This window comes from Mesorhizobium sp. M6A.T.Ce.TU.016.01.1.1 (assembly GCF_003997065.1).
GTDB classification, from domain to species: Bacteria; Pseudomonadota; Alphaproteobacteria; order Rhizobiales; family Rhizobiaceae; genus Mesorhizobium; species Mesorhizobium mediterraneum.
The window spans coordinates 64,920-87,731 of the sequence record NZ_RZTJ01000022.1 but is presented as its reverse complement, the minus strand read 5'-3'; the positions used below and the strand labels follow the sequence as shown (position 1 = coordinate 87,731).

The 22,812-nt window shown below is 63.5% G+C and carries 23 protein-coding genes and 1 pseudogene; 12 read left to right on the top strand and 12 right to left on the bottom strand.

The window, feature by feature from the left end:
* Both EOC94_RS34390 and EOC94_RS27930 read right to left on the bottom strand, forming a co-directional pair.
* Window positions 1-198 (bottom strand): annotated as a pseudogene (locus EOC94_RS34390) (hypothetical protein); the annotation flags it as partial.
* Between the two features lie 584 nt (window positions 199-782).
* Complete coding sequence (locus EOC94_RS27930) at window positions 783-1,562, bottom strand: alpha/beta hydrolase (protein ID WP_127294676.1); 780 nt, start codon at window positions 1,560-1,562, stop codon at window positions 783-785.
* Between the two features lie 133 nt (window positions 1,563-1,695).
* On the opposite strand from EOC94_RS27930, the gene EOC94_RS27925 reads away from it, so the two are divergent.
* The 5 genes from EOC94_RS27925 to EOC94_RS27900 all read left to right on the top strand — a co-directional run bounded on the left by EOC94_RS27925 (window position 1,696) and on the right by EOC94_RS27900 (window position 8,715).
* A complete protein-coding gene (locus EOC94_RS27925; protein WP_127294674.1) occupies window positions 1,696-2,625 on the top strand; it encodes a LysR family transcriptional regulator in 930 nt (309 codons plus the stop codon).
* 195 nt (window positions 2,626-2,820) lie between these two features.
* Window positions 2,821-3,975, top strand: coding sequence for an efflux RND transporter periplasmic adaptor subunit (locus EOC94_RS27920; protein WP_127294672.1), 1,155 nt, complete (start codon window positions 2,821-2,823; stop codon window positions 3,973-3,975).
* On the top strand, window positions 3,975-7,106 hold the full coding sequence (locus tag EOC94_RS27915) for an efflux RND transporter permease subunit (protein ID WP_127294670.1): 3,132 nt from the start codon (window positions 3,975-3,977) through the stop codon (window positions 7,104-7,106). The genes EOC94_RS27920 and EOC94_RS27915 overlap by 1 nt, the downstream gene beginning before the upstream one ends.
* 272 nt (window positions 7,107-7,378) lie before the next feature.
* Window positions 7,379-8,194 carry an SDR family oxidoreductase gene (locus EOC94_RS27905; protein WP_126105092.1) on the top strand — a complete coding sequence of 272 codons (816 nt, stop codon included), beginning with the start codon at window positions 7,379-7,381 and terminating at the stop codon, window positions 8,192-8,194.
* Window positions 8,195-8,220: 26 nt separating this feature from the next.
* Window positions 8,221-8,715, top strand: coding sequence for a MaoC family dehydratase (locus EOC94_RS27900; RefSeq protein ID WP_029348059.1), 495 nt, complete (start codon window positions 8,221-8,223; stop codon window positions 8,713-8,715).
* Between the two features lie 5 nt (window positions 8,716-8,720).
* Here the strand turns inward: EOC94_RS27900 and EOC94_RS27895 are convergent, their stop codons facing one another.
* The gene (locus tag EOC94_RS27895) at window positions 8,721-9,422 is read right to left on the bottom strand and encodes a hypothetical protein (RefSeq protein WP_127294666.1); all 702 of its coding nucleotides are present in this window, start codon (window positions 9,420-9,422) and stop codon (window positions 8,721-8,723) included.
* A 209-nt stretch (window positions 9,423-9,631) separates the two neighbouring features.
* On the opposite strand from EOC94_RS27895, the gene EOC94_RS27890 reads away from it, so the two are divergent.
* Together EOC94_RS27890 and EOC94_RS27885 are read left to right on the top strand one after the other, a co-directional pair.
* On the top strand, window positions 9,632-10,276 hold the full coding sequence (locus EOC94_RS27890) for a TetR/AcrR family transcriptional regulator (RefSeq protein WP_126105090.1): 645 nt from the start codon (window positions 9,632-9,634) through the stop codon (window positions 10,274-10,276).
* Window positions 10,277-10,487: 211 nt separating this feature from the next.
* On the top strand, window positions 10,488-10,730 hold the full coding sequence (locus tag EOC94_RS27885; RefSeq protein WP_127294664.1) for a lipoprotein: 243 nt from the start codon (window positions 10,488-10,490) through the stop codon (window positions 10,728-10,730).
* Window positions 10,731-10,814: 84 nt separating this feature from the next.
* On the opposite strand, the gene EOC94_RS27880 is transcribed toward EOC94_RS27885, so the two are convergent.
* From EOC94_RS27880 to EOC94_RS27855, 6 genes are read right to left on the bottom strand one after another with little or no spacing between them, the layout of a single operon-like run.
* On the bottom strand, window positions 10,815-11,045 hold the full coding sequence (locus tag EOC94_RS27880; RefSeq protein ID WP_095488556.1) for a hypothetical protein: 231 nt from the start codon (window positions 11,043-11,045) through the stop codon (window positions 10,815-10,817).
* A 52-nt stretch (window positions 11,046-11,097) separates the two neighbouring features.
* Window positions 11,098-11,679 carry a sarcosine oxidase subunit gamma gene (locus tag EOC94_RS27875; RefSeq protein WP_127294662.1) on the bottom strand — a complete coding sequence of 194 codons (582 nt, stop codon included), beginning with the start codon at window positions 11,677-11,679 and terminating at the stop codon, window positions 11,098-11,100.
* Window positions 11,672-14,668 (bottom strand): sarcosine oxidase subunit alpha, encoded by a 2,997-nt coding sequence (locus EOC94_RS27870; protein ID WP_127294660.1) that lies wholly within the window; start codon window positions 14,666-14,668, stop codon window positions 11,672-11,674. The genes EOC94_RS27875 and EOC94_RS27870 overlap by 8 nt, the downstream gene beginning before the upstream one ends.
* Window positions 14,665-14,961, bottom strand: a complete 297-nt coding sequence (locus tag EOC94_RS27865) for a sarcosine oxidase subunit delta (RefSeq protein ID WP_127294658.1) — start codon at window positions 14,959-14,961, stop codon at window positions 14,665-14,667. Before EOC94_RS27865 ends, EOC94_RS27870 begins: the two co-directional genes overlap by 4 nt.
* A gap of 8 nt (window positions 14,962-14,969) precedes the next feature.
* Window positions 14,970-15,392, bottom strand: coding sequence for a hypothetical protein (locus tag EOC94_RS27860; protein ID WP_127294656.1), 423 nt, complete (start codon window positions 15,390-15,392; stop codon window positions 14,970-14,972).
* Entirely contained in the window at window positions 15,392-16,645 is a 1,254-nt protein-coding gene (locus tag EOC94_RS27855; RefSeq protein WP_095488502.1) for a sarcosine oxidase subunit beta, read from the bottom strand. Before EOC94_RS27855 ends, EOC94_RS27860 begins: the two co-directional genes overlap by 1 nt.
* A gap of 267 nt (window positions 16,646-16,912) precedes the next feature.
* On the opposite strand from EOC94_RS27855, the gene EOC94_RS27850 reads away from it, so the two are divergent.
* Together EOC94_RS27850 and EOC94_RS27845 are read left to right on the top strand one after the other, a co-directional pair.
* Window positions 16,913-17,671, top strand: a complete 759-nt coding sequence (locus tag EOC94_RS27850; RefSeq protein ID WP_126105085.1) for an SDR family oxidoreductase — start codon at window positions 16,913-16,915, stop codon at window positions 17,669-17,671.
* A 121-nt stretch (window positions 17,672-17,792) separates the two neighbouring features.
* Entirely contained in the window at window positions 17,793-18,182 is a 390-nt protein-coding gene (locus tag EOC94_RS27845; RefSeq protein WP_126105084.1) for an SET domain-containing protein-lysine N-methyltransferase, read from the top strand.
* Between the two features lie 72 nt (window positions 18,183-18,254).
* Here EOC94_RS27845 and EOC94_RS27840 read toward each other — a convergent pair whose 3' ends face one another.
* Window positions 18,255-18,698: a DUF6766 family protein gene (locus EOC94_RS27840; RefSeq protein WP_126105083.1), complete on the bottom strand. Its 444-nt coding sequence runs from the start codon at window positions 18,696-18,698 to the stop codon at window positions 18,255-18,257.
* Complete coding sequence (locus tag EOC94_RS27835; RefSeq protein ID WP_126105082.1) at window positions 18,685-19,194, bottom strand: DUF892 family protein; 510 nt, start codon at window positions 19,192-19,194, stop codon at window positions 18,685-18,687. The genes EOC94_RS27840 and EOC94_RS27835 overlap by 14 nt, the downstream gene beginning before the upstream one ends.
* Before the next feature lie 400 nt (window positions 19,195-19,594).
* On the opposite strand from EOC94_RS27835, the gene rpsU reads away from it, so the two are divergent.
* From rpsU to EOC94_RS27820, 3 genes are all read left to right on the top strand, one after another.
* Entirely contained in the window at window positions 19,595-19,870 is a 276-nt protein-coding gene (gene rpsU / locus EOC94_RS27830; RefSeq protein WP_095488505.1) for a 30S ribosomal protein S21, read from the top strand.
* Between the two features lie 149 nt (window positions 19,871-20,019).
* Window positions 20,020-20,865 carry a tetratricopeptide repeat protein gene (locus EOC94_RS27825; RefSeq protein ID WP_126105081.1) on the top strand — a complete coding sequence of 282 codons (846 nt, stop codon included), beginning with the start codon at window positions 20,020-20,022 and terminating at the stop codon, window positions 20,863-20,865.
* A gap of 165 nt (window positions 20,866-21,030) precedes the next feature.
* Complete coding sequence (locus EOC94_RS27820) at window positions 21,031-21,504, top strand: DUF992 domain-containing protein (protein WP_126105080.1); 474 nt, start codon at window positions 21,031-21,033, stop codon at window positions 21,502-21,504.
* A gap of 136 nt (window positions 21,505-21,640) precedes the next feature.
* Here the strand turns inward: EOC94_RS27820 and EOC94_RS27815 are convergent, their stop codons facing one another.
* Window positions 21,641-22,801, bottom strand: a complete 1,161-nt coding sequence (locus EOC94_RS27815; protein WP_245457940.1) for an ABC transporter permease — start codon at window positions 22,799-22,801, stop codon at window positions 21,641-21,643.
* Between the last annotated feature and the right edge of the window lie 11 nt (window positions 22,802-22,812).

The window sequence follows — 22,812 nt, the reverse complement described above, 5'->3', positions numbered from 1 at the left end:
GCTCGGGGCCGTTCGAGTGTCGCTCACGCGGCTCTCTTGAATTTCGCAGAGGGCAGATCTAGAAGCGAACTTCTTCGTCGCCAGCGGCGCGCCGCCCTCGTTGGTGAGGCGTATATAGTCGGCGCCCGTCCAAACTGTCAACAACCATTTCAAATCTTTTTTGCGGAGAACTGTTAGCCGCGCAAGGCCAAGGGCCATACCGCGGAACCGTCTCCGATCCTGTCCTTCTATATGGGAACAAAACAGGAAAATTCAAGGATCACGCGGCCATGTCCGGTCTGCAACGCGGTATTCATGGCAAACGGGGACTGGAGCCCGACGGTTTCGGCGGATCTGCATGGCGGCGCGGCCGGACGGCTGGAACCATTCGTCCCGGCTGTTGGTGCCATCAGCGAAGAACGGGACCGCCGAGCGAGCGTCGCAGCGCAACAGACTTGAGGCCCTCAAACAAGTCCTCCAGACATCTCGCTCGACGACCGGCAGGCGGGATCGGACTGAGTTCAGCGGCTCGCACCAGAAGCCTGCCCTCGGGCCCGGGGGTGAGCACCGGCTTTGAGAAGTCCGATGCTCACAATAGAGCAGCGGTACGAGTCGGTTTGAAACTTCGCTGCTCCAGCGCTGCCGCGTCTCAAAGAGCACCAAAGCGACGACTCGACCGGGTCCTAATCCGACCTTCCTGTCATATGCCGGGAGCGTCGATGACGCCCCCGGGGATGCACTAGTATCTTGCGCGTTTTCCGCTTGCGCTCTTGGCCGTGGCTCAGAGCTACGGTTGGGCGCTGTCAGTTCGGTGCCACCGCGGTATCGCCCAGCACCACACCCTTGGCAGCCTGTTCGATCACGTCGGCTACAGCCTCCGGCTGGGTAAGGAACACCACATGGCTGCCTTTGACCTCGGTCGTGACCGCCCCAATACGATCGGCGGTGCTCCGAAGCAATTCGGGCGCAATAGCGCCGTCCTCAGTCGCGACAACGTACCAGCTCGGCTTGGTCTTCCATGCCGCCGTCGTCACCTTGGCCTCAAGCGCCCTCATAGCGATCGGCACCTGGGAGTCGCGCAGGAATGCGGCGTCGGCATCGTTGGTATCCCCAGCAAAGCCGTCCTTAAACGTCTCAGTTTTCAAGAACGCAAAGCCATCGGGCTGCACGTCAGGCTGAAAGTTCGGCGGCGGAGGAACCTCGGCATATTGGTCCAGCGTGGATTGACCGACCTCTGGCGCGAAGGCGGCGACATAGACGAGGCCCGCAACATTGGCAGCGTTGCCGGCTTCTGTAATTACCGTGCCACCGTAGGAATGGCCGACGAGAATGGCTGGCCCATCCTGCCGGGCGAGCACGCGACGCGTTGCGGCGACATCGTCCTCGAACGACGTGAGCGGGTTCTGGACGATCGAGACTTTATAGCCACGGCTTGTCAGTTGGTCATAGACGCCCCGCCATCCAGCTCCGTCGGCAAAGGCGCCATGGACGAGAACGATGTTGCGGAGCGGCACGCTCTGCGCACCGGCAGCAGTTGCCGAAAGCGTCAGCGCACCGACGGCGATCGCTAGGGATTTGATCATGGTAGTCTCCAGTTGGGTTTGCTGTTGATAGGACAATCATGATCTACCCTGAGGGATACGGCTTGATTATCGAGCGGATTCAGACATCAATGTCTCGAAATGAGAGACAATCCGAATTTGCTGGAGGCCCCATATGCTGCGCGACTTCAGCGATACGGTCGCTTTCGTAAAGGTGGTGCAGGAGGGGAGCTTCACAGCGGCAGCGCGCGTGCTCAAGGTGCCGAAGACACGGGTCAGCCGGAAGGTGCAGGAGCTGGAATCCAGACTGCACACACAATTGCTGAATCGGACAACGCGCAGCCTGAAACTGACTGAAGCGGGAGCGGTCTATTTCCAGCACTGCGAGCGAGTGGTGAAGAATCTGGAGGATGCGGAGAACGCAGTGGCGGAGTTGCAGCAACATCCGCGCGGGTGGCTTCGGATTACTGCCCCGTACTGGCTGGCAACTCGCGTCCTCGCGCCGCTGCTCACCGAGTTTCGCCGCTTCTATCCAGAGGTGTTCCCGCAATTGCTTCTTGGGCACGAGGTCGTCGACCTCGTCGCCAAGGACATCGACGTCGCTTTCCGGCTCCAGGAAGGCACCCTGCCCGATTCCACGCTCACGGCTCGGCGGCTCGGCGCATTGCCGATGGGCATCTATGGAGCCCCGGCCTACCTGGAACGTGCAGGAATGCCACAGCATCCTTCGGAGCTGGCGGAACATGCCTGTCTGTTGACAGAGTTCTATTTCAATCGTCCGGCGGTAGAATGGCCCCTATCGAGCGGCGGCGAGCGGTCCCAGTTCAAAGTACGAGCAGTGGCCGTCGCCAGCGATCCAGAGGCCCTTCACGGGTTCCTGCTGGAAGGAGTTGGCCTGTTCATGACCAACCATGTGCGCGTCAAGTCGGACGTTGCCGCTGGAAGACTGGTCCGTGTCCTGCCCGAGTGGGCAGGGCCCGAGCCGACCCTCTATGCGATCCGGCCAGGCGGCGGCGTTCAGCCCCCCAAGGTTAAAGCATTCTTGGACTTTCTCATTCCGCGGCTCGACTTGAAGAAGATTGATAGCAAAGGGAGCCACATCTGAAGCGGGCGGCAGCCGGCCGATCCAATTTGACCCAAGCGTAGCCCTTATCAAGGTTACACCGATTTAATGTGCAAGCGAGTGGGAGAATTGCCATAAAGCTTTGATATCGACGAGTCATCCTGCGTGTCGGAGTGTGCCGTCGCGTCTACTTCACCTTGGGAGCCGTAGACGGTATATTTGCCAACCGGAGCGCCGATGGCCACCTGGAAACAGATCGTTTTTGCACTTGTGATCCTGGTCGCGGCCGCGGCCGCCTGGGTTCGCTTTTTTCCAGGCGCGCCGGATGTGCTGGCGCGCTGGGGCATCGACTGGGCTTATGCCGCAACGCCGCCAACGGGCGCCGTGGATAAGGTCGGGCAAGCAGGCAGCGGCAACGCCGCCGGCCAGAGGGTGACTATCGTCGCGTTGCCGGCGGCCGCGGCCATCATCAACGATCGCCTGCAGGCAATCGGCACTGGCCGCGCCAACGCTTCGGTGACGGTCAATCCCTACAGTTCCGGCCGCCTCGTTGAATTCGTGGTCGAGTCCGGCGCCCATGTCGAAAAGGGGCAGGTCATTGCCACCCTCGATTCCGACACCGAGGTGATCGCACAGGACCGCGCCAAAGTTGCTTTGCAGGATGCGCAGGCCAAGCTCGTTCGAGTCAAATCGCTGCGCGCATCCAACGCCGCGACGGCGGTCGCCGTTGCCGATGCCGAAGTGGTGCTGGCCAATGCCAAGCTGGCGCTTCGCGATGCGGAACTGGCCTTGCAGCGCCGCTCGATTGTCGCGCCGATCGCCGGCGTCGTCGGCATCCTGCCAATATCAGCCGGCAATTATGTGACCAGCCAGTCGGCGGTCGCCACCCTCGACGACCGCTCCAGCATACTGGTAGAATTCTGGGTGCCGGAGCGCTTCGCCGCCGCCGTCAAGGTCGGCGCGCAATTGTCGGCGACGCCGATCGCCAATCCCAACAAAGCCTATACCGGAACGGTTGCCGCCATCGACAACCACATCGACGATGCCAGCCGCACCCTTCTGGTCAAGGCAAAGATCGCCAATCCGGCCGATTCGCTGCGTGCCGGCATGTCCTTCCGGATCGCCATGAAATTCCCCGGCGACAGCTATCCAGCCGTCAGTCCGCTGGCGATCCAGTGGGGATCGGACGGCGCCTATGTCTGGGCGATCGCGGACGGCAAGGCCAAGCGGGTGGCCGTCCGCATCATCCAGCGCAACACCGAGACCGTGCTGATCGACGCCCCGATCGTCAGCGGCGACATGGTGGTGACCGAAGGCACCCAGAGCGTCAGCGAAGGCGGCGAGGTCGCCATCGCCGGCGAAGAACAGCGCGCCGCGGACGCCGACGGCTGATGACCGCTTCCAACAACGCCGCCAGCGACACAGGCTTTACCGCGCTATTCATCCGCAGGCCGGTGATGGCCTTCGTCTTGAACACACTGATCGCGGTCGCCGGCCTTGCCGCCTTCTACGGCGTCGAAATCCGCGAACTGCCGGACGTTGACCGCGCCGTCGTCACCGTTAACACAACCTTTGAAGGCGCGGCGGCCGAGACCGTCGACCGCGAATTGACCGACGTGATTGAGGGCGCGGTCGCCCGCGTCTCCGGTGTGAAGTCGATCTCGTCCACGTCGTCCTTCGGCACGAGCCGCGTCACCATCGAATTCAATGATGGCGTCGACCTCGACGTCGCCGCCTCCGATGTGCGCGACGGCGTCGGCCGCGTCGCCGACCAGATGCCGGACACGGCGGATGCACCGCGCATCGTCAAGGCCGATGCCAATTCCGAGCCGGTGATGCGACTGGCTGTCACCTCCGACACCATGTCGGTGCAGGACATGACGGTGCTGGTCCAGGACCAGATCGAGGATGAACTTGCCGCCGTGCCCGGCGTAGCCGACGTCCAGGTCTATGGCGACCGCGACAAGATCTTCCGCATTGATGTCGACCAGAACAAGCTCGCCAGCCTGGGCTTCACCGTCGCCGATATGAGGGCAGCGCTGGCCTCGGTCGCTTTCGATTCGCCGGCCGGCTCGATCACCACGACCAACCAGGACCTCATCGTGCGCACGACGGCGGACGTGACCACGCCGGAGGAGTTCGAGAACATCATCATCGGCGGCACGACCCGCATCCGCGACGTCGCCACCGTCACGCTTGGCCCCGACATCGGCCAGACCACATTGCGTTCGAACGGCAAGACTGGCATCGGTCTCGGCATTATCCGCCAGGCGGAATCGAACACGCTGGATATTTCGACCGGCGTCAGGGCCGCCGTCGACAACCTGCAGGCAGACCTGCCTCAGGGCATGTCGATCAAGGTCACCAGCGACGACGCGGTCTTCGTCAACGGCGCAGTGCATGAGGTCGAGATCGCCCTCGGCCTGTCGGTCTCCATCGTGCTGATCGTCATCTATGTGTTTCTCCTCGACTGGCGCGCGACGCTCATTCCGGGCCTCGCAATGCCGGTCGCCATGATCGGGACGATCGCCGCTATCTATCTCGCCGGCTTCTCGGTCAACATATTGACGCTGCTCGCCCTGGTGCTGGCGACGGGCCTGGTCGTCGACGACGCCATCGTCGTTCTGGAAAACATCGTGCGACGACGCAACCAAGGCATGGGACCACGCGCCGCTGCCGTGCTCGGCGCCCAGGAAGTGTTCTTCGCCGTCATTGCCACGACGCTGACGCTGGTCGCCGTCTTCGTGCCGATCTCCTTCCTGCCCGGGCAGACCGGCGGCCTGTTCCGCGAATTCGGCTTCGTTCTCGCCATATCGGTGCTTCTGTCCGCCGTCGTGGCGCTGACACTTTGTCCGATGCTTGCCTCACGCATGCTGTCGGCCGCGCCGCTTCACCACGAAGGCGGCAGCGGCATCGGCGCCCGCATCGGCGGCGCGCTGAACACGCTCTACCGGCGCTGCCTGCGCATCTGCCTCGACGCGCCGTGGATCGTGCTTCTGGTCGCGCTGCTGTTTGCAGCCACCGCCTTCACGCTGTTTGGCACGATCCGCCAGGAACTGACGCCGACCGAGGACCGTGCCGTCGTGCTCATGCGCGTCGACGCGCCGCAAGGGGTCAGCCTCGACTACACGACGCAGCAGATGGAGAAGATCGAAAAACTGATCCAGCCGCTGCGCGATTCCGGCGAAATCCGCAACACGTTCGAGAGCGCCGGCCGGAACGGCGCCTACAATGCCGGCTTCATGGTCATGACGCTGGCGCCTTGGGACGAGCGCACGCGCAGCCAGCAGCAAATCATGGCCGACATCAGCCGGCTCACCCGGCAGGTGCCAAGCGTGCGCGTCTTTCCGATGCAGCCCAACAGCCTCGGCATTCGCGGCGCTGGCAACGGCCTGCAGTTCGCGCTGGTCGGCAACAACCGCGCGGCGCTCGGCGACGCTGCGGTGAAGATCATCGCCGAGATGCAAAAGGATCCCCGCTTCCAGTCGCCCCGGCTCTCCGTCGACCCGACGCAACCCCAGCTTTCCGTGGCCATCGACCGCGAGCGCGCTTCGGACCTCGGCATCGACATCACCGGGCTTGCCGACACTTTCCAGGCCATGCTCGACGGCAATGATGTCGTCGACGTCTATATCGCCGACCGCAGCTACGGGGTGAAGCTCGTCTCGACGACCAACCCGATCAACGATCCAACCGACCTGGAGAATATCTTCCTGAAGACGGCCGACGGCCGCTTCGTGCCGATGTCGACCATTGCCACGCTGACCGAGCGCGCCGTGCCGCCTTCGCTGACCCGCGAGCAGCAACAGCCGTCGGTGGCGATCACCTCCAACCTCAGCGGCGATTTCGCGCTCGGCCAGGCGCTCACCCGCGCCGAGGCAATCGCCACGCCGCTCCTGCCGCCGGGCAGCCGCATCGTCCCCTTGGCCGAGGCGGCGACGCTGGGCGAAACCAACAGTGCCATGATCACCATCTTCGGTTTCTCGCTGGTCATCATCCTTTTGGTGCTCGCCGCCCAGTTCGAGAGCTTCGTCAGCGCGGTCATCATCATGGCGACAGTGCCGCTCGGCCTCGCCTGCGCGATCTTTGCCCTTTTGCTCAGCGGCACCAGCCTCAACGCCTACAGCCAGATCGGCCTGGTGCTGCTGGTCGGCGTCATGGCCAAGAACGGCATCCTGATCGTCGAGTTCGCCAATCAGTTGCGCGACCGCGGGCTTGGCGTGCGCGAGGCGATCGAGCAGGCCTCCACCATCCGGCTGCGGCCGGTGATGATGACGATGATCTGCACCGTGCTCGGCGGCGTGCCGTTGGTGCTGGCGAGCGGCGCCGGCGCCGAGGCGCGCATCGCGCTCGGCTGGGTGATCGTCGGCGGGTTGGGCCTGGCCACCGTCTCGACGCTGTTCCTGACCCCGGTCGCCTATCTCCTGCTCGGTCGCTTCGTCACACCCAAGGTGGAAGAGGCATCACGGCTGAAGCGCGAGCTCGAGGAAGCCGCCTACACCAATGTCGAGCCGGCGGAGTAGGTTCGGGTCAGGCAGCGGCGCACCAGGCAGGCAATCGCTTCAGCCACTTCTCCCCGTCACTATACGGGGAGAAGTGCCCGGCAGGGCGATGAGGGGCGGCGCTGACTTCAACAAAATTGATCTCCAATGCAAATTGGGCACTGTCATTTGCCTGAAGAGATTTGCCCTAACCACGGCACTTTACCCGCGGCAGAGATGATCGTAGTTCGAATAGTCTTGTCAACGCGACGCCGCCCCCCGGGGCCGCGAAGCAAAGGCGCGGAGACCCTACAATGAGCTATCTGGACGAGCTGTTTTCTGTGGCCGGCAAGACCGCGCTGGTGACCGGGGCTGCGACCGGCATCGGCCGCATGGCGGCGACCGCTTTGGTCAGGGCTGGCGCCACCGTGATGATCGCCTCGCGCAAGGGCGAGGATTGCATCAGCGTTGCCGGCGAATTGAACGGCCTCGGCGGCTCCGGCCGGGCCGAGGGTTTTTCCGGGGATGTTTCCAGCGAGGCTGGCATCGCTGCGCTGGTCGCCGAGGTCAAGGCACGGACGGAGCGGCTGAACATCCTGGTCAACAATGCCGGTGTTTCCTGGGGGGCGCCGCTGGAAAGCTTCCCCTACCATGCCTGGGCCAAGGTGTTCGGCGTCAATGTCACCGCCGTCTTCCATCTGACGCGCGAGCTTCTGCCGCTGCTCGATGCTGCCGCCAGCGACGCCGATCCGGCCCGGGTGATCAATCTGGGTTCGGTGATGGGCACACAGCCGCTGGCCGACGACGCTTATTCCTACTCTGCCTCCAAGGCTGCGGTTCACCATCTGACGCGCACGCTTGCGATCGAGTTCGCCGCCCGTCGCATTACCGTCAACGCCTTCGCCCCCGGGCCCTTTCAGAGCCGGATGACCGCCTTCGCCACCGCGACCGAGGAACAGGCCAACCATGTCGGCGGCCATGTTCCGCTTCGTCGCATCGGCGCGCCGGATGACATTGCCGGCGCAACGCTCTATTTGTGCAGCCGTGCCGGCAGCTATGTCACCGGCGCCGTCCTGCCGATCGATGGCGGGCAGTCGGTGCAGCATGGGCTGACACTGTTCAAGGAATGAAGCCGCTCGCGCTCCGGACGGTTGAAATGGAGGACATCAGCGTGGAACCGATCAGTCTCGATGTGCTTCTGGCCAGCGTCGGCAAGGAAGTCGGCGTGTCGCCGTGGCGGGTGGTCTCGCAGCGCATGATCGACCAGTTTGCCGACGCCACCGACGACCACCAGTTCATCCACTGCGATCCGGAGCGCGCCAAGCGCGAGACGCCGTTCGGCGGCACCATCGCGCATGGCTTCCTGTCGCTTTCGTTGCTGTCGGCGATGACCTTCGAGACCATGCCGCCGCTCGAAAACAGCAAGATGGGCGTCAATCACGGCTTCGATTCGCTGCGCTTCCTGGCGCCGGTGAAGACCGGCGCGCGCATCCGCACCCGTTTCGTGCTGGCCGACGTGAAGGTCAGGCCGTCGGGCTGGGTGCAGACGGCGCATGACGTGACCATCGAGATCGAGGGTTCGAAAAAGCCGGCCCTGACCGCCCGCTGGCTGACGCTGACGCTGATCGAGCGCCAGCCAGAGGCGGCATAGACGGCTCAGCGAGCGTCGCTGGAGATGAACTTCATGTGCCGGCCGATCTGCAGAGCGATGTAGACGACCAGTGAGCAACCGATCGGAAACACGATCTCGTTGAGGCCGGTTGCGATAGCCTGCGGCAGTGCGAGGGCGACGTCCTTCGCCGCGGCCGTCTCGATCGTCAGCACCGTGATTCCGCCGCCGAACACCGCGCCTATCAAGGCGCCTGCCAGCGCGAAATGGAGCGGACGGGGTTCTTCCTTCGACGCCAGCGAGGCCAGTATCCAGCCGAGCAGGCCGTATTCGATCGCCCGCAGCACCCCCAACGTCGTGAGCGAGAGGATGGCCGGCTTTGCGGCCGCATCAAGCGTACTTACCATGACCTTTTGCGTCCCCTTGGCGATGCCCATCGCCAGTGGCGCCGAGATTGCGCTGATCAAGCCGCCGAGCGAGGCTCGCACCTTGGCGAGCGCCGTGCCGAGGCTGACGCCGGCGCAGACGAAGAACGCCCATGTCACGCCTTGCGCCAATTCGATCAGGACCTGGGTGGTAGCCGGGTGGGAGCCTGCTGCAAATCTGCCAGCCAGAATAAGGGCCTCCATGGCGAAGCCGAGTGCGATCGCCAACCATGCAACCATGACGACTCGCCTGAGTGCCAGCCTGGCATCATGAGAAAGTGGATCCACGTCCGACACGCCGGACGAAAGCTCAGTCGTGGCCATATCGGCCTCCCCAAAACGGAAATTTTTGCAGAGCAGCGAACTATCGGTCGTTTGTAACGGCCCGATGTTGCCCGTTTGGGTCGGGGTAACACCTCACGTGAGAAGAAAACGGGCATGTCGGAACGCTCAGGCTGGTTTTGACAGCGCCTTGTCCGTTTCCGTACAGCGTATATAATTTAGCCAACCACCAACGGATAAAGGCAGGCAAATTGCAGCTCAGCGTCCAGACACGCCGCGAGAAACAAAAGGCCGAACTGCGCTCCGAGCTTGTCGATGCGGCGCACAAGCTCGTGCAGGAGGAAGGCTATGAAGGCCTCACCATCCGCAAGCTGGCCAAGCGCGTCGGCTATGCTCCGATGTCGGTCTATTCCTATTTCGCCGACAAACAGGACATCTTGTTCGCATTGGCCGAGGATGCCTTCGAGACTCTGGCAAAGCGTATCGAGGATCATCCGGCCGACGATCCGATCGAGGCGCTGCAGGTGGTGATGACCGAATATGCGGCCTTCGGCCTCGGCAATCCCAACGAATACCGCACGGTGTTCATGACGGAAAAGACCAGACCGCCGGAAGGTAGGACCTTCGCCGAGATGCAAGAGGGCAACCCGTTGATGAAGGTGCTGATCAGCAGAGTCGAGGCCTGCGTTGCCGCCGGCAGGCTCAAGGGCGACCCACGCGCCATCGCCACCATGCTGTGGGCGGTCGGCCACGGCACGATCTCGCTGCTGATCACCTTTCCATTTTATCCGTTCGGCGATCAGCAGGCTTTCGTGAAGCGGATGTGCGACTTCACGCTTGCCGGGCTGGCCACTCAGGACGTGCCGCCGCTGACCGGAACGCCGGCCAACTGCTGAAGGATTCTTGGTTTCGAAGACCTGAATATCTCGCAAGGCACTGGTGAACGGCGCCGGGCGGCGCGTGCCGACGCGATGCGATTCCAAACATTCAAATAGAATTGTTCGTACATGTACGATTTGCGGCTTGAACCCCGCGACTGTCGGGCGTATATGTACGCCATATCGTACATGTACGAAAAATTTCAGCCGACGAAACCGGAGACAGACGATGAAAAAGACAATTCTCGCCCTCGTAGCCGTCCTGGCATTGTCGGGTGCGGCCCTCGCCGGCCAGAGTCAGCCCGGCAAGCAGGCGCCAGCCGCCTGCGCCGACACCAACATCAAGCTCGATTGCGGCGCGACCGGATCGGTGGAAAAGGCAGGCTCGGCCACTCGCGATGGCTCGACTGAAAGCAAGGGCCCGCGGCTTGGCATCGACATCGATCCGTGGATCGTGCCCAGCACATTCTGAGGGTCAAACAAATAGGCGGCAGGAAATCCTGACCGCCCGTTTTCGTGGCCATTTCAGCCCGGCTCCGCTGGAGCCTGATGGAAGCTATTTCCTGCGCTTCTTCATTCCGGCCACGATCTTGGCCTTGCCGGGCCTTGCGGGAGCGCCGGAAATCGAAGTCCCGGTGATCGACACCGGATCGCTGGCCGGAAACGTGTCCTCGAGGCCTTCCTCGAGCTCCTCTTCGATGTTTGATTCTTCGTGCTTCTCGTGTTCGAGAGAGCGCACGGCCGACGTCTTCTGGACCGGTGGATTCGGCGCGGATTTCGACGGCATCGACATTCTCCCTCGACTTGCTCCGGCAAACGGTCGAGCGCAGCGAATGTTCCTAAGCCGCCGCGTCGCCTGCCGCCTCCGACAGGAAAGTAAAGACATAATCGGAGAAGGAACGCCAGCATTCGACCCGGAACGCATCGGCCGCGATGCGCAACAGCACAATCTCGACCTTGCCCAGAATGGTGCGCGACGCCGCGCCTACTGGAAAGGCGTCAAGCGACAGATCCTGCGGGCAGCCTGAATTGATTGTTGCCGCGGCTGCCGGGCCGGTGACCGATATGGCGACGTTGCGATGCGAGATGCCGACCGCCGAATGCAGCGCGGTCACCTCAACGCAGTCGGCGAGCGGATCTTTTGCCGCCTCGTCGATGACCAGCCATTCGTCCGGCCCTAGCCACAATGCAGTGCGCCCGGCCTTTGCCGCCGAGGTTTTGGGCTTTCGCGGCAGGGTCACGCCGAGCGCCTTCGAAAGCGCCGCGACTGAGGCCTCCGGCGCGCGCAGCGAAATGCGCTCCGCCGGCGGCAACACAGCAAGTGCGACGCCGGTGGCGGAAAATTCCTGGCCGGCGAGCGCCGGGCGGCGTTCGGCCGACGGCGCAGTGGCGGCAGTTTTCTTCGCGGCGGCCTTAGCCATTGAGGCGCTCCCCCTTCTGGTCGAAGAACACCATGCCGGTGACCTCCACCTCGATCGTCCCGTTTGGCATCGGCACGTAAAGCGTCTCGCCCGTCCGATCACGGCCTCCGGCAACCAGAGCCAGCGCGATCGAGCGGCCGCAATTTTGCGACCAATAGCTGGAGGTGACATGGCCGATCATGGTCATCGGGATCGCCTGCTTCGGATCGCCGACGATCTGCGCGCCTTCTTCCAGCACCACCTTGGGGTCCTTGGTCTTCAGGCCGACAAGCTGCTTGCGGCCCTGGGCGACAAGATCCGGCCGCGCCATGCCGCGAATGCCGACGAAATCGGTCTTCTTCTTGCCGACCGCCCAGTCGAGACCGGCATCGCCAGGCGTCACCGTGCCGTCGGTGTCTTGGCCGACGATGATGTAGCCTTTTTCGGCGCGCAGCACGTGCATCGCCTCGGTGCCGTAAGCGCAGGCGCCATGCTTCTGGCCCTCGGCCCACAGCGCTTCCCAGACGGCCTGGCCGTGGTCGGCGGGCACGTTGACCTCGAAACCGCGCTCGCCGGTGAACGACATGCGGAACAGCCTCGTCGGCACGCCGCAGATCTTGCCTTCGCGCACCGACATATGCGGCAGCGCGTCGTCCGACATGTCGATGCCTTCGACCAGCGGCGCGATGATGTCCCGAGACTTCGGTCCCTGCACGGCGATCACCGCCCACTGTTCGGTGATCGAGGTCAGCCAGACGTTGAGATGCGGGAACTCGGTCTGGAGGTAATCCTCCATATGGTTCATCACCCGCGGCGCGCCGCCCGTCGTCGTCGTCACATGGAAACGGTCCGGCGCCAGTCTTCCAACGACACCGTCGTCATAGATGAAGCCGTCCTCGCGCAGCATGATGCCATAGCGGCAGCGGCCGGGCTCCAACTTCTCCCACGGATTGGTGTAGAGCAGTTCCATGAACTTGGCCGCATCCGGCCCGACCACCTCGATCTTGCCCAGCGTCGAGGCATCGAACAGGCCGGCGGTCTTGCGCACGGTGACACACTCGCGATCGACGGCGGCATGCATGTCTTCGCCCGCTTTGGGAAAATACCAGGCGCGCTTCCATTGGCCGACATCCTCGAACACGGCACCTTGGCGCTCGGCCCAGGGATGAATCGCCGTCTTGCGGGTCGGGTCGAAGAGCGGACCCCGCGCGTGTCCGACGATCGAGCCGAAGGTGACCGGCGTGTAGGGCGCGCGGAACGTCGTCAGGCCGACTTGCGGGATCGGCTTGCCCAGCGTCTCGGCTGCGATGGCCAGGCCGTGCATGTTGGAGGTCTTGCCCTGGTCGGTCGCCATGCCGTTGGTGGTGAAGCGCTTGACGTGCTCGATCGAGCGCATGCCTTCATGCACCGCCTGGCGGATGTCCTTGGCGGTGACGTCGTTCTGGAAATCGACGAAGGCCTTTACCATCGTGTCCGCACCGGCGCCGGGCGCCGCACCCAGCATGCCGCGCGACCAGCTCTCGCTGGCGTCGACCTTCGGCTTGGCGCTGGCGCCGGCATTCTTGACGCCCGCATCCTTGGCCGCCTTGGCGCCCGCCGCATAGGCCTCGTCGATCGTCGCCGACAGCCCGTCCGTGCCGTTGCAGGCGCCGACGGAGACGCAGTCCTGCGCATAGGCGCCGGGCACGAAGCGCTTGGTCTCGTCGTTGAAGGCAACCTTGCCGCGCGACTGCGAGAACAGATGCACCGACGGCGTCCAGCCGGCCGACATCAGGATCGCGTCGACCGGGATGGTGCGCTCGCCGCCGCCGTTCTTCGGCTGCACGGTCATCGACGAGACGCGCAATTTGCCGCCGGCGCGGATCACCGCGCGGCCGAAATTGACCTCGATGCCGAGCGCCCTCGCCTCATCGATCACCGGTCCGGTCGGGTTGTCGCGCAGATCGACGATGGCCGCCACGCCGACGCCGGCCTTCTTCAGGTCGATCGCCGCCGCATAGGCGGAATCATTGGCCGTATAGACGCCGACATTCCTGCCGACCGCGACGCCGTAGTGGTTGAGATAGGTCCGCGCCGCCGACGCCAGCATGATGCCGGGCCGGTCGTTGTCGGCAAACACCATGTGCCGCTCGATGGCGCCGGTTGCCAGCACCACGCGGCTGGCGCGGACCTGCCACAGCCGCTCGCGCGGCAGGTCGCGGCCGGGGCTCTGCAGATGATCGCTGACGCGCTCGACCAGCCCGACGAAATTCTGCGCGTAATAGCCGAAGGCCGTCGTGCGGGACAGCACGCGGACATTGTCCATGGCCTTGAGCTTGGCGACTGCACCTTGCGCCCAGGCAAAACCATCCTGGCCGTCGACCCTGGCGCCACTCTCGAAACGAAGGCTGCCGCCGAAATCCGCCTGTTCGTCGGCAAGGATGACGCGCACGCCGGTTTCGGCCGCGGCAAGTGCGGCGGCGATGCCGGCAGCGCCACCGCCCACCACCAGCACGTCGCAATGGGCATAGCGCGCCGAATAGTGGTCGGGATCCGGCTGGTCGGGGGCGACGCCGAGGCCGGCCGCAGCCCTGATCTTGGGCTCGTAGAGGTTCTTCCAGGCGGACTTCGGCCACATGAAGGTCTTGTAGTAAAAGCCCGCCGAAAGCAGCGGCGAGGCGATGTCGCCGACCGCGCTGACGTCGAAGGAAAGCGACGGCCAGCGGTTCTGCGACTGTGCCGTCAGCCCGTCATAGAGCTCCTGCACGGTGGCGCGGACATTCGGCGTCTTGCGCGCTGCGTCGCGCTTGACTTCAACCAGCGCGTTGGGCTCTTCCGCCCCGGCGGACAGGAAGCCGCGCGGCCGGTGGTATTTGAACGAGCGGCCGACCAGATGGACGCCGTTGGCAAGCAGCGCCGAGGCCAGCGTATCGCCCTCGACACCGGCATAGGGCCGGCCGTCGAAGCTGAAGCTGGCCGTCTCTGCCTGCTTGAGGCGCCCAGCGCCGGGAATGCGGAACGCTGCGATCATTTGGAGGCTCCCGGCAGCTTCGCGGGCTTCGGCTCGCCGGCCTTGTAGGTCATCAGGAACCTGTCGCTGACGGTATCGCGCACGGCATTGAAGAACCGCGCGCAGCCATGCATGTGCCGCCAGCGCTCATGGATGATGCCTTTGGGATTCGAGCGGATGAAGAAGAACTTTTCGAAGTCGTCATCGCTTGTCGCGGCCATATCTGACGAACGTGCAATATGCGCCTCGCCGGCGTTGCGGAATTCGAGTTCCGGACGCTCTTCCTCGCAATAGGGGCAGCGGATGAGAAGCATGATTGTTCCTACAATTCGCCGTGGCCGACGCGAGCGCCGGCAGGTTGATCGCAAAGCCTCTGGCCCAACGTCACGAAAGGAGCGACGAGCCGGATGCGCTCCTCGATGCTTGCCGCGGGGCGAAAAAGCGCGCGGTTCGCCATGTTGCCGATAGTGAGCTGGATCGGATCGGTGGTGACCATGAGGCCGCGCGGCTCGAATGGCTCGTCCTCGTCCAGATCGGATGGCCGACCTTCAAAGAAGGAAACGATTCTTTGCCCGCCGCTCCAGACGCAGGCCAGAACGCCGTCATCGACAGCAAACGGCCATTCCGCCTCGTTTTCGGCGCGACTGATCGGCTGCACGCGCACCTCGTCCGGCGACGGAAAATGAAACAGGCCTTGCTCTCCCGCGAGCATCAGCGGCATGGCGACAGCCATCTCGGCCATCATCAGTGCGCCACCGCTGCCGCCGCCGCCTCGTCGATGAGGCGGCCGGTGCGGAAGCGCTCGATGGTGAAAGGCGCATTGATCGGATGCGGATCGTCCCTGGCGATGGTGTGGGCAAAGACATGGCCGGAGCCCGGCGTCGCCTTGAAGCCGCCCGTGCCCCAGCCGCAATTGACATAGAGGCCGGGCACCGGCGTCTTGGCCAGGATTGGCGAGCGGTCAGGCGTCACGTCGACGATGCCGCCCCACGAGCGCAGCATCTTCATGCGGGTGAACATCGGGAACATCTCGCAGATGGCGTCGAGCGTGTGCTGCAGGATGTGCAGGCCGCCGGTCTGCGAATAGGAAATATACTGGTCGGTGCCGGCGCCGATGACCAGCTCGCCCTTGTCGGACTGCGAGATATAGGCATGCACGGTGTTCGACATCACCACGCAGGGGAATACCGGCTTGACCGGCTCCGACACCAGCGCCTGCAGCGGATAGCTTTCCAGCGGCATGCGCACGCCGGCCATGTTCATGATGACGGACGAATGGCCGGCGGCAACGACGCCGACCTTCCTGGCGCCGATGAAACCGCGCGTCGTCTCGACACCCATGACCGCACCGTTCGGCGCCCGCTTGACGCCGGTGACCTCGCAATTCTGGATGATGTGGACGCCGCGCGCCGAAGCGCCGCGCGCATAGCCCCAGGCAACGGCATCGTGACGGGCGGTGCCGCCGCGACGCTGCAGGGTCGCGCCCATCACCGGATAGCGGGCATCGCGCGAAATGTTGAGCGGCGGGCAGAATTCCTTCGCCGCTTCCGGCGTCAGCCACTCATTGTCGATGCCGTTCAGCCGGTTGGCGTGGACATGGCGCTTCAGCACCTGGATGTCGTGGACATTATGCGCCAGCATCATGACGCCGCGTGGCGAATACATGACGTTGTAGTTGAGCTCCTGGCTGAGCCCGTCCCACAGCTTCAGCGCATGGTCGTAGATGCCGGCGCTCTCGTCATAGAGATAGTTGGAGCGGATGATGGTGGTGTTGCGGCCGGTATTGCCGCCGCCGAGCCAGCCCTTTTCCAGCACCGCGACATTGGTGATGCCGTGCACCGTGGCGAGGTAGTAGGCGGTGGCCAGGCCATGGCCGCCGGCGCCGACGATGATGACGTCGTACTCCTTCTTCGGCTCTGGCGAGGACCACTGTTCCTCCCAGCCCTTGTGGCCGCGCATGGCCTCACGGGCGATGGCGAATACCGAGTATTTCTTCAACGTTCCAGCCTCGCAGATAGCGGCCGGGCATCCAATCGAGCGCCGGCGCGCGAGGTGTATCACTAGCGAAACAGCGCTGCCAGCCTTGCGCTGTTTGCGACGGCGCTTGCCGTTTTGCGCCGCGACAAAAAAGACCGGTCCGAAGCGGCGGGCCGAACGACGATGCATCCGGGCACCTTCGCAGGTATCGGGTGGCTCGCGCCGCCTCGACCTGCGATCAACACCCCGATTGCCGGCCAAGCTGGCGCGAAAAAAGGATGCAAAAAAATGTTCGCACTCACCAACAAGGTCGCCATCGTCACCGGCGCCAGTTCCGGCATCGGCCGCGCCACGGCAAAACTCTTTGCCGAGGCAGGCGCCAAGGTGGTCGTCGCTGCCCGTCGCCAGGCAGAGCTGGACGCGCTCGTCGCTGAAATCGAGGAAGCCGACGGCACCGCGATCGCCCTTGCTGGCGATGTCCGAGACGAAGCCTATGCCAATGCCCTTGTGGATCTTGCGGTGGACAGGTTCGGCGGTCTCGACATCGCCTTCAACAACGCTGGCTCCGTCGGCCAGATGGGACCGGTTCCCGACATGTCGCTGGCGACGTGGCACGAGACCATCGACATCAATCTGACCGGCGCCTTTATCGGTGCAAAATACCAGGTGCCGGCGCTACTGGAGCGCGGTGGCGGTTCGCTGATCTTCACCTCCAGCTTCGTCGGTCGCACCGCCGGCATGCCGGGCATGGCCGCTTACGCTGCGGCCAAGGCCGGGCTGATCGGTTTGACTCAGGTTCTGGCGGCCGAATACGGAGCACAAGGGTTGCGCGTCAACGCACTGCTGCCCGGCGGCACCGACACGCCGGGCGCGACGACGACCACACCCGAAGCCCGGGCTTTCGTCGAAGGCATCCACGCTCTGAAGCGGATGGCGCAGCCGGAAGAGATCGCCCGCTCGGCGCTCTATCTGGCGTCGGATGCGTCGAGCTTCACCACCGGAACGGCGCTCTTTGCCGATGGCGGCGTCTCGATCAATCGGACGTGAGGCGTTTCGCGTCGGCGAACGATGGAAAAGGGCATGTCGTAAAACCGCGCTTGCTTTCTTGGCGCGATTTGGCGATTCCGTTTTCTGTTCGAAGAATGCTGTTCGAAGACGGGCCTAAAACATGCTGCTGATCAGGACCTACATCGCTGCTAGCGCAATCGAGGGCGTCGGCGTGTTCGCCGCCGAGCCGATCGGGAAGGGAACGTCGATCTGGCAGCTCGATCCGGATTTCGACCGGCTGATCCCGATGGAAAAATATGAGGCCGCGCCGCCGCATCTCAAGGAATTGCTCGACAGATATGCCTATCCAAGCCCGGACCGGCCCGGATTCATGGTCTATGAAGTCGACAATGGGCGCTTCATGAACCACGCCGAAATGCCGAACACGGATTTTTCGCGGTATGGCGGGGCAACCGCGATCCGCGACATAGCGGCGGGCGAGGAAATAACCTGCGACTACGGCGAGTTCTTCGAGGATTTCGAGCGACTTCATTTGGCCACGGCATCATAGCGATCTGGTTGCGTCGTTTGAAGAAAACCCGGAGCGATGATCGGCTCCGGGCCAAATTTCCAGCCCCCAGCTTTAGTTTCGCTGGGCGTGCGGCTCGTCGGTATGCCGGCCGTCATACTGCAGGTCCAACTCGCGAATTGCCTCCTGGCCTTTCTGCGGATCGACCAGGGTGAGAAGCGCGTCGATCTTGGCCTCCATCCGGTCGGTACCCTCCTTAGATTGCGGCGAGCCGACGAAGAGCAGGAACGCCAGGCCACCGACCTGCCAAAGCAGTTGCAGGAATTCCGATTGCCAGTTTTCGAGCGTGTCGCGGCCCATCTCGATCAGATAGCCGCCGAACTCGGGCGGTTGGCCAAGCGCTCGCTGCTCGTCGAGATAGGCGAACCAGCCGAAGACCCAGTGGCCGACAAGCGAGATGATGAAGAAGCCGAGGGTAATCCAGGCATAGCTGTAAGCCCGCCACACCGAAGATGGCTTCACTTTGCCCGACGGCCTGCTGTCCTCACCGCTTGGCATCGTCGCTGTCCGACGCCGTGCGAGCCAGGAACTGCTCCGTGGTCGCGGGCAGGTTGTTTTTCAGCCACTCGGCCATCGCCTCCTCTTCCCGCAGGTTTTGCTCGCAGACGCGGGCGACCTCTGTTTCGCCAAGAGATTCGGCGGCCGCGATGAGGATCCTGTAGGAGGCAATCTCCATATGCTCGAAAGTGTAGCTCGCGAGTGAACCTTTCATCACCTCGTCCCCTGCGAAGACGCCGCTCAGGGACTGCGCCGCCGCCATCAGCTTGCCGCCGGCGTCCTTCAGCGTGGATGTATCCTCGTCTAAACTTTCCAGGCAGGTTCTGAGGCGTGCGGCCTGCCCCTTCGTCTCGTCGACGTGCTGGCTGATGCGCCTACTGAGCTCGGGATAGCTCTCCAGCCGGCTTAGCTGTCCGTTCAGCATGGTTTCGGCCTGCTCCTCCATCGCATGCGCGTCCCTGAGCCACTGGACAAGCCATTCACGGGTGTCTGACATCGGTTTTCTCCTCTGCTTGCGTCGCCGCAACAACCACCGCGGAGCGAAGTTGGTTCCTTCATCGATCAAGCCAGGCGGGCCGTTTTGCCGGATTGGGCAGCAGAAATTTATCGGTGGCGGAAATGCCAACGATCGCTCATCCGCGCGACAGAACCCCGGTCGCGAAGGCACACACCCGAGGTCGTGATTCTTGCTTTTTGACGGCAGTTATGCTAAGTACTTGGGCATGGTGCTGATTTGCGCCGACGACCCGCCGCGGAGGCGGGTTTTTCGTTTCGGCAGTGGACAGAGCGGCATGATTCTGCTATCAGCCGCCACAATTCGTGGTGTAAATCGCCGCGGAGGCTAGTGGCTATGGCCGCTTGCCTGTTGATATCAAACACGAAAGACAGGATTGCCCGTGCAGGTACTCGTCCGCGACAACAATGTTGACCAGGCGCTTCGCGCGCTCAAGAAAAAGATGCAGCGCGAAGGCATCTTCCGCGAAATGAAAATGCGCGGACATTACGAGAAGCCGTCCGAGAAGCGCGCCCGCGAAAAGGCGGAAGCCGTTCGCCGCGCCCGCAAGCTGGCCCGCAAGCGCGCCCAGCGCGAAGGCCTGCTGCCGATGACCCCGCGCCCGGTGGCGGCTGGTGGTGCTGCTGGTGCCGGTGCTCCGCGTCCGCCGCGGTTCTGACGCCAATTTTTCGTCCTTTTCGAAGGATATCCAAGGTGGCGCGATGCGTAATCGCCGCCACCTTTTTGTTTTGAATTCCTCGATTCGGAGAGGCCGGTTCGGAAGGGAACAGACCTGACGGCGCGGCGGGCAGTGAGGACAGAGCAGACATGAATGCAATAAGCGTGGAGCGCAGAACCGCATTGCGCGGCTTTGCACTGACGGCAGCCTTGCTTTCCGGGCTGGCGCTCGCCGGCTGCCAGACAGCCCCGACCGGCGAATTCACCAACATCGACAAGGCACAAGGGTCGGCCGAGAACATCTCCTCGCTGTCGGCCGTTATCCAGCGCAGTCCCCAGGACCCGGAAGGCTACAATGTGCGCGGCTCGGCCTATGGCCGCGGCGGCCAGTATCAGGCAGCGCTCAAGGACTTCAACACCGCCATCCAGCTCAATCCGAATTTCTACCAGGCCTATTCGAACCGCGCGCTCATCCAGCGCTTCCTCGGCGACCAGGCGGCCGCGCTTACCGACTACAACCGCTCGATCCAGATCAATCCCGACTATGACGCCGCCTATATCGGCCGCGGCAATCTCTACCGCAAAGCCGGCCGCATCCAGGAAGCGTTCAACGATTTCCAGAAGGCGATCCAGCTCGACACGACCGATGCCCGCGCCTACCACAATCGCGGCCTGATCTATCAGAGCCAGGGCCAGCACGCTTTCGCCATCGAGGATTTCTCCACCGCCATCTCGCTGGCGCCGGACGCCGCCGAACCCTACAATGGCCGCGGCCTCTCCTACCTCGCCATGAACGACGAGGATAATGCCTTCGCCGACATCAACATGGCGATCAAGCTCGACGGCAAGAATGCCGAGGCCTGGTCCAACCAGGCGCTGATCTACGAGCGGCGCGGCGACAAGGCCAAGGCGGCGAAATCCTACCGCGAGGCAGTGCGTCTTAATCCCACCTACCAGCCGGCCAAGGACGGCCTGGCGCGCACCAGCGCCGGCTAACCGACGGCGACGTTGGGCCTGATATGGCAGGCCTGCCGTTTTTGGCATGCCTTCGAAGCCTTCAATCACTGTGCGTTAACGCCCGCCTTGATCGCGCCAAGTTTTCGGCGGAACGCTCGCGATGCTCAGCCGTTGTTCAAGGCAATTCGCAAAAGGACCCCTCCCATGATCAAGAAACTCGCCTGTGCCGCCGCCCTCGCCACCACGGTGCTCGCTGCCCCTGCCAGCGCGGGCAGGCTGGAGCTCGGCGTGCTCGACTGCACCATCGATGGCGGCACCGGCTATATCGTCACATCCAACAAAGGCGTGGCCTGCACCTTTCGCCCTCATCATGGCGGCCCGCCCGAAGCCTATACCGGGGTCATTTCCAAGCTCGGCGTCGACGTCGGCAAGACGCACCAAGGCGAATTGATATGGGCTGTTCTGGCGGCCACTCGCGATCGTAATTCCGGCGATCTTGCCGGCAGCTATTATGGCGTCAACGCCGAGGCCAGCCTGGTGACCGGCGGCGGCGCCAACCTTCTGGTCGGCGGATTGAACAGCGCCTTCTCGCTGCAGCCTCTCAACGTACAGGCGCAGACCGGCGTCAATCTGGCAGTCGCCGTAACCTCGCTGGAGCTGATCCACTCTTTCAAATAAGCGGCATAGCGTGGCTCTGCGGCGCGGAACAGGATTGAACTGTTCCGCGCCGCGTGGTCCCCGGCGCGTGGTAGCCTTTTGATTAGGCGCTTTGCGGCTTCGAAATTAACCGATTATCGCGCGGTGGCGCCAAACCTCATTCTGTGCGCAGCGCTTCGATTGGCTGTAGCCTTGCGGCCTTGCGGGCGGGATAATAGCCGAAGAAGACGCCTACAGCCGCCGCAAAGCCGATAGCCAGCAGGACGGCGCTGAGGTCGATGATCACCGGCCATTGGGCGATAGAGCCAACGGCGATTGCCGTAGCAATCCCAATAGCGGCACCCAGAATACCGCCGAGCAAGGCCAGCGTTGCTGCCTCAACGAGAAACTGGGCAAGGATATCTCGCCGTCGCGCGCCGACCGCAAGCCGCAGTCCGATCTCACGGACCCGCTCCGTCACCGTCACCAGCATGATGTTCATGATGCCGATCCCGCCCACCACCAGCGAAATTGAGGCCACCGCCGAAAGCAGCAGCGACACCACGCGCGTGGTCGAACCCTCGACATTCGCAGCTTCGGCGAGGTTGCTCACCACGAAGCTGTCTTCCTGACCCGTCCGCAACCGGTGGCGCTGCCACAGAAGGTTGCGGATAGCTGCCATCGTGTCCTCTGCCGAGGCCCAATTGGCGAACTTGACCGTGATGCTGTGTACGAAGGTCGGATTGGCGCGGCTCGTGCCGATGAACTGACGTCGCACCGTCTTTAGCGGCACAAGTGCCACATCGTCCTGGTCATCGCCCCATACGCTCTGACCCTTCCGCTCCAGCAGTCCGATCACCGTGAACGGCACGTCGCGGATGCGAATCGCGGCGCCTACCGGATCGGCTCTTCCGAACAATTTCTCCCGCATCGTTGTTCCGAGGAGCACCACATTGGCGACGCGCTTGTTGTCCTCCGGGGTCATCTCCTGCCCGACGATAACCCGCCATTCGCGCGCCGAGAAATATTCCGGCGTCACGCCGCGCACCACGCCTTGCCAATTGCTGGAACCGATCGTGAACTGCTCGCGTGCGTGGAGGAGTGGCGCCGCCACCACGACGCCGGGGATTTCCATTCCGATCGCCGCCGCGTCCTCTTCACTCAGCCGCGGCGCGCCACCGGCCCCAAGCCGGACGCTGCCCATCTTCGCACTGCCCGGACTGATGCTGATGAGATTGGCGCCAAGGCTGCGGATCTGAGCTGCGATGCGTTCGCGCGCACCAACCCCGATCGCGATCATCACCACGACAGCGGCCACACCGATGATGATGCCCAACATGGTGAGCGCGC